The sequence below is a fragment of the Flavobacterium sp. PL02 genome, from assembly GCF_035013205.1.
Lineage (GTDB): Bacteria > Bacteroidota > Bacteroidia > Flavobacteriales > Flavobacteriaceae > Flavobacterium.
The window spans coordinates 261,229-274,072 of record NZ_JAYGJP010000001.1; the positions used below are offsets into that span (position 1 = coordinate 261,229).

At 29.8% G+C, this 12,844-nt stretch carries 10 protein-coding genes; 2 read left to right on the plus strand and 8 right to left on the minus strand.

Annotation, left to right across the window (positions count from 1 at the left end; all coding sequences use genetic code 11):
- Positions 1–261 precede the first annotated feature (261 nt).
- The 8 genes from rpe to SHI72_RS01140 all read right to left on the minus strand — a co-directional run bounded on the left by rpe (position 262) and on the right by SHI72_RS01140 (position 11,327).
- Positions 262–924 (minus strand): ribulose-phosphate 3-epimerase, encoded by a 663-nt coding sequence (gene rpe / locus SHI72_RS01105; protein WP_323488781.1) that lies wholly within the window; start codon positions 922–924, stop codon positions 262–264.
- A gap of 509 nt (positions 925–1,433) precedes the next feature.
- The gene (locus SHI72_RS01110) at positions 1,434–2,297 is read right to left on the minus strand and encodes a sigma-70 family RNA polymerase sigma factor (protein ID WP_026707723.1); all 864 of its coding nucleotides are present in this window, start codon (positions 2,295–2,297) and stop codon (positions 1,434–1,436) included.
- An 80-nt stretch (positions 2,298–2,377) separates the two neighbouring features.
- The gene (locus SHI72_RS01115; RefSeq protein WP_323488782.1) at positions 2,378–4,120 is read right to left on the minus strand and encodes a hypothetical protein; all 1,743 of its coding nucleotides are present in this window, start codon (positions 4,118–4,120) and stop codon (positions 2,378–2,380) included.
- Positions 4,121–4,140: 20 nt separating this feature from the next.
- The gene (locus SHI72_RS01120; protein ID WP_323488783.1) at positions 4,141–5,355 is read right to left on the minus strand and encodes a DUF4249 domain-containing protein; all 1,215 of its coding nucleotides are present in this window, start codon (positions 5,353–5,355) and stop codon (positions 4,141–4,143) included.
- A 100-nt stretch (positions 5,356–5,455) separates the two neighbouring features.
- A complete protein-coding gene (locus SHI72_RS01125) occupies positions 5,456–6,673 on the minus strand; it encodes a DUF4249 domain-containing protein (protein ID WP_323488784.1) in 1,218 nt (405 codons plus the stop codon).
- 3 nt (positions 6,674–6,676) lie between these two features.
- Positions 6,677–9,457 (minus strand): TonB-dependent receptor, encoded by a 2,781-nt coding sequence (locus SHI72_RS01130; protein WP_323488785.1) that lies wholly within the window; start codon positions 9,455–9,457, stop codon positions 6,677–6,679.
- 16 nt (positions 9,458–9,473) lie between these two features.
- Positions 9,474–10,232 carry a hypothetical protein gene (locus tag SHI72_RS01135; RefSeq protein ID WP_323488786.1) on the minus strand — a complete coding sequence of 253 codons (759 nt, stop codon included), beginning with the start codon at positions 10,230–10,232 and terminating at the stop codon, positions 9,474–9,476.
- Between the two features lie 132 nt (positions 10,233–10,364).
- Entirely contained in the window at positions 10,365–11,327 is a 963-nt protein-coding gene (locus SHI72_RS01140; protein ID WP_323488787.1) for a hypothetical protein, read from the minus strand.
- Positions 11,328–11,430: 103 nt separating this feature from the next.
- Between SHI72_RS01140 and SHI72_RS01145 the strand changes: the two genes are divergently transcribed.
- Together SHI72_RS01145 and SHI72_RS01150 are read left to right on the plus strand one after the other, a co-directional pair.
- Positions 11,431–12,177, plus strand: coding sequence for an LA_2272 family surface repeat-containing protein (locus SHI72_RS01145; RefSeq protein ID WP_323488788.1), 747 nt, complete (start codon positions 11,431–11,433; stop codon positions 12,175–12,177).
- A 4-nt stretch (positions 12,178–12,181) separates the two neighbouring features.
- The gene (locus SHI72_RS01150) at positions 12,182–12,784 is read left to right on the plus strand and encodes a CDP-alcohol phosphatidyltransferase family protein (RefSeq protein ID WP_323488789.1); all 603 of its coding nucleotides are present in this window, start codon (positions 12,182–12,184) and stop codon (positions 12,782–12,784) included.
- Positions 12,785–12,844 lie beyond the last annotated feature (60 nt).

Sequence of the window (12,844 nt, forward strand, 5' to 3'; positions counted from 1 at the left end):
GTTTTGGTACAATTATTTTAACACATAGAAACATAGATTTTATATTCTTAAAAAAGGCGTTTCACTTATTTAAAAGGCACAGAGTTGGCTATGTGAAAGGAATGTATTTCTTTTTGTGTTCTTTATAACATATAGTATCTATGTTTCTATGTGGTAAATAAAACAACGATAGCGTGGAAATTCTTTGCATTTTTACAATGAACATAAAAAAAGCCGAAGAGATATCTTCGGCTTTTGTATTTTTATTTACTTCTAAAGAAATTAAAAAGAAGTCAATGCTTTTAAATCGGCGATTGTAGCTGTTGGGTTTTCGGCTTTAAAAACGAAACTTCCTGCTACTAGAACATCTGCTCCAGCTTCAACTAATTGTTTTGCATTTTTATTAGTTACACCACCATCAATTTCAATAATTGTAGATGCATTTTTTTTGGTAATTAAATCTTTTAGTTTTTTAACTTTTGCGTATGTATTCTCGATAAATGATTGTCCGCCAAAACCAGGATTTACACTCATGATACAAACCAAATCGATGTCGTTTATAACATCTTCTAGTAAATCTATGTTTGTATGTGGATTAATTGCTACTCCAGCTTTCATTCCTTCTGCTTTAATCGCTTGTAAGGTTCTATGAAGATGTGTACAAGCTTCATAATGTACGCTTAATATATTAGCGCCTAAGTCGGCAAAAGTTTTAATATATCTATCTGGATCAACTATCATTAAGTGAACATCGATAGTTTTTTTTGCATGTTTGTTAATTGCTTCTAAAACTGGCATTCCGAAAGAAATGTTTGGAACAAAAACGCCATCCATGATGTCTATATGAAACCAATCGGCTTGACTGTTGTTAATCATCTCGATGTCACGTTGTAAGTTTGCAAAATCGGCAGCAAGAACGGACGGTGCAATAAGTGTATTTTTCATTGTGTAGTTGTGTGTTGTGTTATTTTTTTGCAAAGGTAATTTTTTTAACCGCAAAGTTCGTAAGGATTTATGTAAAGTTCATTAGGGTATTTTATGCTGTTTTTTTAACCGCAAAGGGCACAAGGATTTACGCAAAGTTCACAAAGCTTTGTGTTCTTTGCGGTTAAATTTCAATATAAAGCATGAAAACCTCTGACTACTAAAATGGTCTTGCGTGAGGGATTGAGCAATTGTTTGAGCTCTTTTTTAAATGATGTAACGTAGTGGAATGATTTAAAAAAAGCGAGTGCGAAAGCCTGACCTGTAGTTTTTACGGAAGGGCACGCCCAATTATAAGGTGAAATAGTTGATGGTATAAAAAAATAAAACTCCGGTAATCAGCCGGAGTTTCAATCATCAATCAAAAAACGAACAGTCAATCAAACTGTTGTTTACTGTTTAGTCGAAAGTTAAATGTCTTAAAGTCTAAACCTTTGGACTTTATAAACTTTCTAACTTTAAGGCTAGTTTTAACCTAAATAAGTTTTAAGAATTTTACTTCTTGAAGTATGTTTTAATCTACGGATTGCTTTTTCTTTAATCTGACGTACACGCTCACGAGTTAGGTCGAAAGTTTCTCCAATTTCTTCCAGAGTCATTGGGTGTTGGTCTCCAAGACCAAAATATAAACGAACTACATCTGCCTCTCTTGGAGTTAATGTTTCTAATGAACGTTCGATTTCTGTACGTAATGATTCGTGAATTAACTCTCTGTCAGGATTTGGAGATTCACCAGAACGTAATACATCGTAAAGGTTTGAATCTTCTCCTTCTACAAGAGGTGCATCCATTGATAGGTGACGACCAGAGTTTTTCATAGACTCTTTTACGTCATTTACTGTCATGTCTAGTTCCTTAGCAATTTCTTCAGCAGATGGTGGACGCTCATTAGATTGCTCTAATAATGCATACATCTTGTTGATTTTATTGATAGAACCAATTTTATTTAAAGGTAAACGAACGATACGTGATTGTTCTGCTAATGCTTGAAGAATCGATTGACGAATCCACCAAACTGCGTATGATATAAATTTGAAACCACGTGTTTCATCAAAACGTTGTGCCGCTTTAATCAAACCTAAATTTCCTTCGTTTATTAAATCGGGAAGTGTTAACCCTTGATTTTGATATTGTTTTGCCACCGAAACCACAAAACGTAAGTTGGCTTTTGTTAATTTTTCTAATGCTCTTTGATCACCAGCTTTAATTTTTTGTGCTAACTCTACTTCTTCGTCAGCGGTAATTAGGTCAACTTTTCCAATTTCTTGTAAATATTTGTCTAATGAAGCAGTCTCACGATTGGTTACCTGCTTGGTGATTTTAAGTTGTCTCATGTTTTTGTCTCCTCAATTTTTAAGTGTACAAATGGTTATACGTATGAAGTTGCAAAAAAGTTACAAAAATTTAAAAATAATTATTTCACTTCGAAAGTTTCTCTCAATGATACAGGGATTCCTTCTTGTGTAAACCCTTCTAAATTGATCTCATATTCTCCAGATACATCAGAAGTGAAAAAGGAAATTGTGTTCTCTTTATTTTCCAGTGTTAAGTCTGGTTGCCAAAGTAATTGGTATCTATAATCAGGAATTCTATTGTATTTATCACCATCAGTATAATCTTGTTTGAAATAGATAGTTTTATTTAAAGGTCTTTGAATTTCAGATTTCAAAATATAGTTTCCAGTTTCTTTACTTACATAATCATTTCTTTTTGTAGTGATGCTTATGATGCCATTAAATGCTTTTGGACCATAAAAATAAACTCCTGGGACAACACTTATTTTATATATATTTTCTGTTTTGTAATCAAATAATTCGTTGACATTCTGGATTAATAATCCATCGACTAATACTAATGTTGGCTCAGAAAAATATTTTAAATCATAGTTTATGTCTCTCACATTAAGGCTATATTTTTTATCTTCTTCACGATAATAAACTTCTTTTACCACTTCAGTTATTGTTTCTTTTAAACTCGGAAAGCTTGTGTAGTCCCCAAGAATATACTCTTTCTGTAATGGATTAAAAAATGATACAGCTTTACTATTGGCTTCTACACTATCTTTTTTTATGGAGTAATAAGCGTTTTCTATTTGGTTTGCAATTGATCTTTCTTCAATGCTATTTTTATAATCTGAAGTAAGATTTAACTCATCTGTAAATTTTAACTCTGATAAAGTGTATGGTTTGGTTTTATCAATTTCTATAGTGTAATCATTTTTGTCATCTCCTATTACCTGAGCTACAACATTTGTGTAGTTGGGGTTTTTATCTAAAATAAAGTTGAATTTACCATTTTGATCTGTCTTAACTATTTTAAAACCAAAATCAGTTCCAGGTATAGATAATGCTACACTTTTGTCGCTTATTTGTTTTGAATCTTTACTATTTGTAATTGTACCAGATATTATTTCTCCTCTAAGTTCCGGTATAAATAAGATTGTATCATTTATTGTATTTGCCCATTTATTATCTGAATTATACTTTGTAAATTCATAAGAACTCAATGGTTTTTTTGAAGGTAAATTGTCAATCTTTTTTATGGAAAGAGAATAGTTTCCTTTACCGCTAATAGAGTTTAAGGATTTAATTTTAAGTGAAAGTTGTTCTCTTTTTATTGCACTTATCTTATTTAATTCTATTGCAAAAGTTTGGTCTTTAGTAGGAGATAAGGCTAAATCTGATTTAGTTTCAGAAACTTTTGTTTCGTTTTTTTGAGAGTTGGAATCTTTGATCGAATTGCTTTTTACGCTTTTTAGATAGGGATTAATTATTACAAGATCAATTTCTGATACTTTTGAATCTTTTTTGTTTAACATCCAATTTGTATATGCGATAAGCTTGTAGTTACCAGTGTTAATAGTTGTCGGTATAAAGAAATCACCTTGTCCCTTTCCGTTATCTAAATAGATTTTATTCATGAAAATAAGATTATTTTCACTGTCAATAAGTTCTACATGAGCAATTTTGCTGATGCTGCTTAATTTATTATTTTCAGGGTTTACAGCATATAATTTGCAATGCAACGTTTCTCCAGTAATTAGAGTAGAGGTGCTTAAGTGAACAAATATATTTTCGCTAGTTGATCTGCTTATAGATCCATTTTTATTTAATGAACTATTTTGTGCAATAGCCAATGTGTGAATTGCTATTAACATCACTATGCTTATGATTTTTTTTAGTCTATCCAAAATAAAGGTTTAATGTTAGATGAAATTTTTGTGCAGTCGGTACAAGGAGCGGTAATAAATGCAAAGGTATCTTTATCGTTTCCATAATATAAAACATCCATTCCTGACCCTTTAACAATCGAAAGTATTTTATCTCCTCCACATCCTCTATCTTTCCAACAGTTACTGTATAAACTAATTTCACATTTGAAATAATATGGAGGATATGGGTCGTCTATAAAAATATCTCTAAAATTAAAAAATATTCTTTTTGACGAAATTGATGATACTTCAAAAAAGCCAATTATTTTTTCACTTGGATTGTCATTTGATTTTAAATTACCATAGTTAAATCCAGGCTGAACTTGAGAGAAGATGCTTTCGGAAGTAGATAAACTTTTTAATGTTTTGTAATAGGTATAAGATTCTAAGTTCTGAACATATTGGCGTACTATAATACTGTAACGCTCATTAAGAATCGGGTTTTTGATGTCTATAAAACGTATTGGTAAATTAATGCGATCTTCGCTTAGTCCTACAGTATTCATTAAAAGTAAATCATCAGATTTTTTTGTGGTATAACAAACTCGGGATTCTCCTTCTCTGGGTACTACCAAGAAATCAGGATGACCATCTGTAGTAAATGGTGCTACTATAAGTTTATCCGGTTTCCAATCGGGTGCTATAATCTTATAGGTTTCATCATATTCATATCTGTAATATTTTGATTTAGCATCTGGATCATAACTACTCACAACTATTTGTACTCCTTTTTCTCCCTTAATAGTTTCAATCTTTGGTTCTACCTGAATTTCACTAACAGGCGTTAAAGACTGAACAGATGAAGAGTATGATTTTCCTTCTTTTGTAGTGATGTTTAATTGATATGTTTTTCCAGGAACTGCCTGAAATTCATTATTTGAAACATATAGTCCAGATATTTTTTCAAGACTAAATGAATAGTTGTTATTGTCATTATCGGTTACATAAACAGTAGCTCCTTCTTCTATAGTTGGACCATTCTCTTCGAAACGATAAGATCTTGAAATTTTTATTTCTTGTTTTTTGTATTCATTTGTAATGTTTGCCTGAACAACAAGTATATTTTCAAACGTACTGGTTTTAAATGCATATTGTTCTGTGCAACTACTTATAGTAAAGCAAAAAAGTATAAAAAATAATGTTTTATATAAGTATCTGATATGTTGGATTCTTAATTCCATTTGCTTTGGTTGTTGAAATTTATTACTATGTGTTTTAATCTCATTTTTATTTAATGCAATAACAATCTATAATTTCTATCAATTTTAGAATGTTTATTATTTAGTCTCTCCAAAATAAAGGTCTAATGTTAGATGAAATTTTGGTACAGTCGCCACAAGGCGCGGTCACAAAATAAAAGTTTCCTTTCGCATCAGCTCCATAATATACTTGCTCAGTTCCAGATCCGTTAACTAGAGATAGTATTTTGTTTCCTCCGCATCCTCTTTCAGTCCAGCAGTTACTGTATGGAGTAATAAAACACTCGAAATAATAGGGAGGATATGGATCATCAAAAAAGATATCTCTAAAGTTAAAGAAAATTCTTTTTGATGAAATTGATGATACTTCAAAAAAGCCAATTATTTTTTCACTAGGATCATCATTAGATTTTAAATTACCGTAGTTAAATCCAGGCTGAACTTGCGAGAAGATACTTTTGCTAGTTGACAAACTTTTTAATGTTTCATAATAGGTATAAGACTCTAAGTTCTGAATATATTGACGCACTATAATGCTGTATCGCTCATTAAGAATCGGACTTTTAATATCTATAAAACGTATAGGGTAATTAATTCGATCTTCACTTAAACCTAATGTATTCAATAAAAATAAATCATCAGATTTTTTTGTAGTGTAACAAATTCTGGTCTCTTCTGTTCTGGGAACAACCAAAAAATCTGGATGACCATCTGTTGTAAATGGAGCTACAATAAGTTTATCAGATGTCCAGCTCGGGGCAATTACCTTATAGGTTTCGTCATATTCATATCTGTAAAACTTTGATTTGGCATCTGGATCATAACTACTCACAACTATTTGTACCCCTTTTTGTCCATCAATAGTAGTAATCTTTGGTTCTACCTGAATTTCACTAGCAGCTGTTAAAGACTGCACATTTGAAGAATATGATTTTCCTTCTTTTGTAGTAATATTTAATTGATATGTTTTTTCCGGAACTGCTTGAAATTCGCTATTTGAAACATATAAACCTGATATTTTTTCAAATCCAAATTGATAGCTATTATTGTCACTATCGGTTACATAAACAGTAGCCCCTTCTTCGTTAGTTGGTCCATTTTCTTCAAAACGATAAGATCTTGAAATTTTTATTTCTTGTTTTTTGTATTCATTCGTAATGTTTGCCTGAATAACCAGTATATTTTCGAATGTACTGGTTTTAAAAGCATACTGCTCTGTACAACTACTTATAGTAAGACAAAGAAGTATAAGAACAAATGACTTGTATAAGTATCTAATATCTAGGATTCTTAGTTTCATTTGTTAAAATTTAATATTATAAGTTATCGTAGGAATAGGAACAGAAAAAATGGAGGTTTTGTATGCTTTAATTTCTCCATTTGCTGTTACAAAAAAGATAGAATATGGATTATTTCTTCCTAATACATTATAGATAGATATGTTCCAGAAACTATGTGTTAATTTCTTAATTTTATGATTTCCTTCTATATTAAAACCAATATCCAATCGATAATAGTCTGGTATTCTGTATTTATTTCGGTCACTATATACGGTATATTCTATCCCATTGTACATATAACTTCCTATAGGGTAGGTAATTGGTCTTCCTGATTGATATACAAAATTACTTGATACGCTATATCTCTTCGTGAACTTATAATTTAATACAGCACTTATCTCATGAGGTTTATCAAAATTTGTTGGAAAATAATCTCCGTTGTTTACTTTTTCCTCATTAAACTGAGTGTCTAATTTTATAAAAGTACGTGAATAGGTATATCCTAACCAACCATTAAGTTTTCCTGCATTTTTTTTAAGTAACAATTCAATTCCATAAGCTTTCCCTTCACCTTGTAATAATTGTGTTTCTGTGTTTTTGTTTAAGACTAAATCGGCTCCAACTTTATAATCTAGTAAGTTGTTAGATTTTTTATAATACCCCTCCAAACTAAGCTCAATATTATCATTATCAAGATTTTTATAAAAACCTAATGAGAATTGTTGAGCATCTTGTGGCGCAATGTGTAAGCCAGATAACTTCCATGCATCTGTAGGCGATTGAGTCGTATTATTGGTTAATAGGTGAATGTATTGGTACGTTTTGTCATAGCTTGCCTTTACAGAGAAATCATCAGTAAATAAATAACGTACTGCTAGTCTGGGTTCAAATCCACCATAAGTTTTAATCACTTCATTTTTTTTGTAATATTGGGTACCAACAACGGTATTATCATTAACAGGAGTATTATCTCCGTAAATTCTTTGTGTTGATTCTCCTAATGCTGAATATGTTGAATAACGCAGCCCCATACTAACTAATATTTTTTCGCTTAGATTATAATTGTCCGAAATGTAAACGGCAGATTCTACTGCTTTTTCGTCAGCTATAGTTATTGGAATTAATGTAGAGTTGGGATTTTTTGGGTTAAGATATCCAGGTTCAACATTATACAGTTTGCTTGAAACACCATAATTAAAAGCGTGCTTATTATTTGGTGTATAATTACCATTTAATATAACTTGAGTTTCATTTAATTTATAACCGTAATCAAAAGAATTCATTCCTCCATTATCATAGTCGATATTAAATTTGTATTCGCTATTTGTAAAAATTAAGTCAGCTTTACTTTTGTTGTTAAATGCATGGTTCCATTTTAATGAAATTAGAGCATTACTATATTTATAAACAGAATCTGAAGAGATACTAAAACGATCTTTGCTATAATACAAAGTAGATTCAATAGTATTGTTGGTATTAATTTTATGATTGTATTTTAGAATACCATCAAAAAATGCTGCTTGGCTATTATTTAAAGATTCATTATCTATTTTTTTCAAAATCCATTCAGAATAAGTCGCTCTTACACCAACTAACAAACTAGATTTATTTTTTATAACAGGAGTTCCTATAGAAAGATTACTTGTTACAGAACCAATTCCTCCCTCTCCAGAAAACTTTTCTGGGTTACCATTTTTTGTAGTAATATCAAAAACAGACGATAGTCTGCCTCCAAATCTAGCAGGAATACTTCCTTTATAAATATCTACTTTGTTGGTAGTGTAGGGATTAACTGCAGAGAAAAAACCTAAAAAATGTGATGTATTATACAAAACTGCATTGTCTAAAAGTATAAGATTCTGATCATCTTTACCTCCACGAACATTGAATCCTGCAGAACCTTCTCCGGTAGTTTTTATTCCAGGTAAAGTTGTAGCTACTCTAAAAATGTCTCTTTCTCCAAGAACTAGAGGAATATTTTTAATTCCTTCTACATCTATAGTCGAAACACCAGCAATGACATTTTTTACGTTTTTATTTGCGTTTTTCTTTATGATAACTTCATCTAATTCATTTATGTTTTCATAAAGAGTTACGTCTAGTTTACCATTGCCATAAATCATGACAGTCTCCGTATTTTTTCTGTGATTGATTGATTCTATTTCAATATAATTAAGACCATAAGGAACTTCAATAGTGTAGTATCCTTCATTATTGGTAACTGTGCTTGTGTTTTTATCACGTATTCTGATCGTTACGTTAGAAAGAGGTTTTTTTGTTTTTTCATTTTTTATAAAACCAGAAAGAGTATATGATTTTAATTCTCCTCCCTTTTTTTCTTTACCAATGTAAGTTATGCCAGAATTAATATTGTTGTGTATTATTGTATCATATTGTTGATGAAATATTGGTTTTGCAGAGTCTTTATTCTCAGTTTTATCTATTTGTGGAGTTGATGAAGACCCAAAATAATCGTCGGGTAGCGAATTGTGAATTATGCTGTTTTTTGTTAGAATTATTTTTTTGTCAGAAATAAAATAATTCAGATTAGTCTTCTCAAAAAGATTATCTAATATATCTTCAACTGAAGTATTTACATAATTTTTATTAATTAAGACGGCATCAACAGTATTAAGCCAATTTGTATCAAAATAAAATTTATAATCTGTAGTTTTTTCAATTTTCTCTAATGCAGTTTTTAAATCAACGTTATTAAATTCAATGGATATTTTATCTCCTTTTTCTTGACTAAATGATAACGCATGAAAAGTTAATAAAAATAGGGTTAGTATAATTTTTCTCATTTTTTAATTGAATACATTAGTTAGAGGGAGTACTGTTGATTTCTTTTATTAGATTTTCAATGAAAATTTTCTTATCCGATTCCTCTAACTGAGAATAGTTATTGTAATAATTCTTTATTTTACTTTTAGACTCGGGAAATATTTTGATAATATCACTTTTGGAACTTATTTTATAATAGTTGCCTTTGTGTTTTAGGATAAAATCATTCTTCTCAATAAATTCATCAAATGTATTTTGGTTAGCTACATCAGAAATTCTTTTATTATCAATAATCTTTCCTCTGTTTTTATGATGTTTAATATAAAGAACATCATCTGGAGAATAAATAATTTCTTGATAATAACCATTCATGTAGTCTGGACATGTAGGATTGTTGTAGTTTACATTAATAAAATTTTTATTATTAATGCTAAAACTAGCTGTTTTTTCTTTTATAACATTAATTCCTAGGTAGTCAAATTCGCCAGTGGCTTTTAAGACCAGAACATCATTGTTAACATCGTATTTAAGATCAAGGTTATTATAGTCTTGACCTTCATAGTTAAGATTTCCAATACTAAAGTTATTTGAAAAATAATAACTATGGCTGTTATCTATTGTTCTGTAATAGTTCACATGGCGTGAGCCATTGTATATTGCTAAATTTTCTTTACCTATGGCTTTATCAAACAAATTATATATAGAAGTTTCTTTGTTTGTTTGAGAATGTAAAGCATTAATGCTTATGATAACGCCTAGTAATAGTAATGTTAGTTTGTTTTGGGAATTTTTCAACTGTATCTTTTGATATAAAGTTAATTTCTTGCTTAATTTCAAAAGTATTAAAAAAATGTTATAAATATCACGTAAATGTGTTAAATAGTAATATAATAGCTATTGCAAAAAATAAAAAAATCAATTATTCCTTTAAAACAATAGGTCTACCTGAGAATTTATTTTTTCGACATAATAATCTATTTTTCGATTGGCTCGATTGTAGAATGAATTTTGCTCTTTGATTCCCGAAGCGCCCAAAGACTTTGAGTTGATAATTTGCTGCTTAAAGAATTGATGTACGTTTTTGCAACTATCTACATTATCAGTAATAAAATAACCGAGTAAGGTATAAGGAACAAACATGGTTAGTTTTTCTTCAGTTTCTATGAGCATATTATTGTTTAATAATATTAACTCGTTGTAGTATATAGTGAAATTAGAATTTGGTTTATTGCCTTTTTCCTGAATAGAATTAATGATTCTTTTTAAGTCTTTACAAAGTGCATTTGCATTTTTAAGGTTAAGTAAACCAGCTTCATAAAAATATAAAATTTGCTGCAGACTACTGTTTATCGTAGTGTCATTCCATATCTCATTTACAATAGCATTTTCATAAACATTTTTCAATTTTTGCATGTATTCTGTAAAGGATTCTTCGATTACAAAATTTTCAAAAGTAACTTTTTTCTGTTTAGTATTTAAAAGATTTAACCATACAAAAGCTTTGAATTTTGATAAAATTGTACCATCCATAAAATAGAATAGCGGAATATCCTTGGCGGAATAAAAAAGAGTAGTTTTTGGATTTTTGGTTAAAAATTCAATTTGTTCTGCTGAAGTTTTGAAATACTGAAGCATATCTTTTAATGTCTCTATTTCAATTGTTTTTTCAACAATAACTTTTTCTTTTTTTGAAAATAAATTATCTAACGAAATATTAAAATGATCTGCAAGTTTAATGGTTTCGTCTATCGAAAATTTACTTTTTTCGGATATTCTTCGGTGTGATGCATCATAGCTAATCTCTAAAACAGAGGCGACTTCATCTATTAAAGAGGCTGACTTAGAAACTTTACTTCGAATTGCTTTTAGAAATGATTCTTGATATTTCATAATTTGCGATAATCACAAATATAAGAAATAGTTTTATTGTTTTAAGCAAATTTATATGTGATTATTGCGATAGGTTTGTCTTGAAATTTTAAAATAATGATTTATGAAAACATCAATTTTGGTATCCTTATTATTTGGTTTTGGAGGAATATATGCTCAGGATACAATTAGAATTCAGACTATTGATTCTATTGCGCCACACTCGAAAATTTTTAGCCTATCTCCAATTTCTAAAAAAGTAAATAAAGTAAACGGATTAGCTCTTGGGGTTGGACATGTTGAAAATAGACATATAAAGTCTCAAACAATTAATGGGATAAATATAGAAGCAAACCCGGCGCCAGCTGCTGGAGCTTTATATGCTTTTATGTGTTTAATGTATATTGATAAAGCAATCGAAAATCATAAAAAAGAAGATGCTTTAAAATCTACTGAAGAAGATTATAAAATTAAAAACATGAATTATACGCCTTATTTAAAATTGAATGGTTTGAATGTTAGTTCCGGATGTTTTTTTACAACCACCAGTATGAATGGATTAAATATTTCTGCAGGAAACAAATTCAATAATTTTAACGGACTTTCGGTTACTGTTTTGGGTACAATTGCAGATAATCAGAATGGAATTTCAATAGGATTGTATAGTGCAAATAATAATTTAGCAGGTTCTGCGATTGGTGTTTACAACAAATCATATCAGTTGAACGGATTGCATGTTGGCATTTTTAATAAGGCTAAAATTAATAAAGGGTTACAGATAGGTGTTTTTAATAAATCAAATTCTAAAGGTTTTCAGTTAGGGCTTTGGAATGTGAATAATAAAAGGACAATGCCTTTTTTAAATTGGTAGAATCATGAAAAAAGTTCCTTTTTTGCTTATTATGACTCGATTAATGTTGGGTTTTGTAATGATTGCAATAGCAAACAATAATTTTGCTTATGTTAGATTGGTTTTAGTCTTGTTGATGATATTGGGCTTGTTGACAGATATTTTTGATGGTATAATTGCTCGTAAAGTGGGTGTTTCGTCAGAAAAATTACGCCGCATGGATAGTCAGGTAGATTTAGTTTTTTGGCTCTGTGTGGGTTGGTGTACTTGGTTATTAAGTCCAGAAATAATCCGTGACTATAAATATGCTATTATTTCAATTTTTGTAATGGAAGGTTTAACGTATGTTTTTAGTATTCTAAAATTCGGAAAAGAAACATGTACGCATGCTATTTTATCTAAATTATGGGGAGTAACATTATTAGTTGCATTTGTCTCTATGATTGGTTTTGGTCATGCTGGAATTCCTTTTTTTCTTGCAGTATTTTTTGGGATAGTAGGGCATATTGATGTTTACCTGATCATTTATTTTTTACCTAAATGGATACATGATGTTCCGAGTTCTTATCATGCTTATTTAATTCGACAAGGAAAAACAATTAAAAGGCACAGATGGTTTAATGGGTAATTGTTTAAAATGGATTGCAGGATGAGTTTTGTGTAGTATTTAGATGTATTAAATTAAAAA

Coding starts and splice junctions, on each gene's coding strand:
- rpe (WP_323488781.1), bottom strand. CDS start 924: ATGAAAAATACACTTATTGCACCGTCCGTTCTTGCTGCCGATTTTGCA.
- SHI72_RS01110 (WP_026707723.1), bottom strand. CDS start 2,297: ATGAGACAACTTAAAATCACCAAGCAGGTAACCAATCGTGAGACTGCT.
- SHI72_RS01115 (WP_323488782.1), bottom strand. CDS start 4,120: ATGTTAATAGCAATTCACACATTGGCTATTGCACAAAATAGTTCATTA.
- SHI72_RS01120 (WP_323488783.1), bottom strand. CDS start 5,355: ATGGAATTAAGAATCCAACATATCAGATACTTATATAAAACATTATTT.
- SHI72_RS01125 (WP_323488784.1), bottom strand. CDS start 6,673: ATGAAACTAAGAATCCTAGATATTAGATACTTATACAAGTCATTTGTT.
- SHI72_RS01130 (WP_323488785.1), bottom strand. CDS start 9,457: ATGAGAAAAATTATACTAACCCTATTTTTATTAACTTTTCATGCGTTA.
- SHI72_RS01140 (WP_323488787.1), bottom strand. CDS start 11,327: ATGAAATATCAAGAATCATTTCTAAAAGCAATTCGAAGTAAAGTTTCT.
- SHI72_RS01145 (WP_323488788.1), top strand. CDS start 11,431: ATGAAAACATCAATTTTGGTATCCTTATTATTTGGTTTTGGAGGAATA.
- SHI72_RS01150 (WP_323488789.1), top strand. CDS start 12,182: ATGAAAAAAGTTCCTTTTTTGCTTATTATGACTCGATTAATGTTGGGT.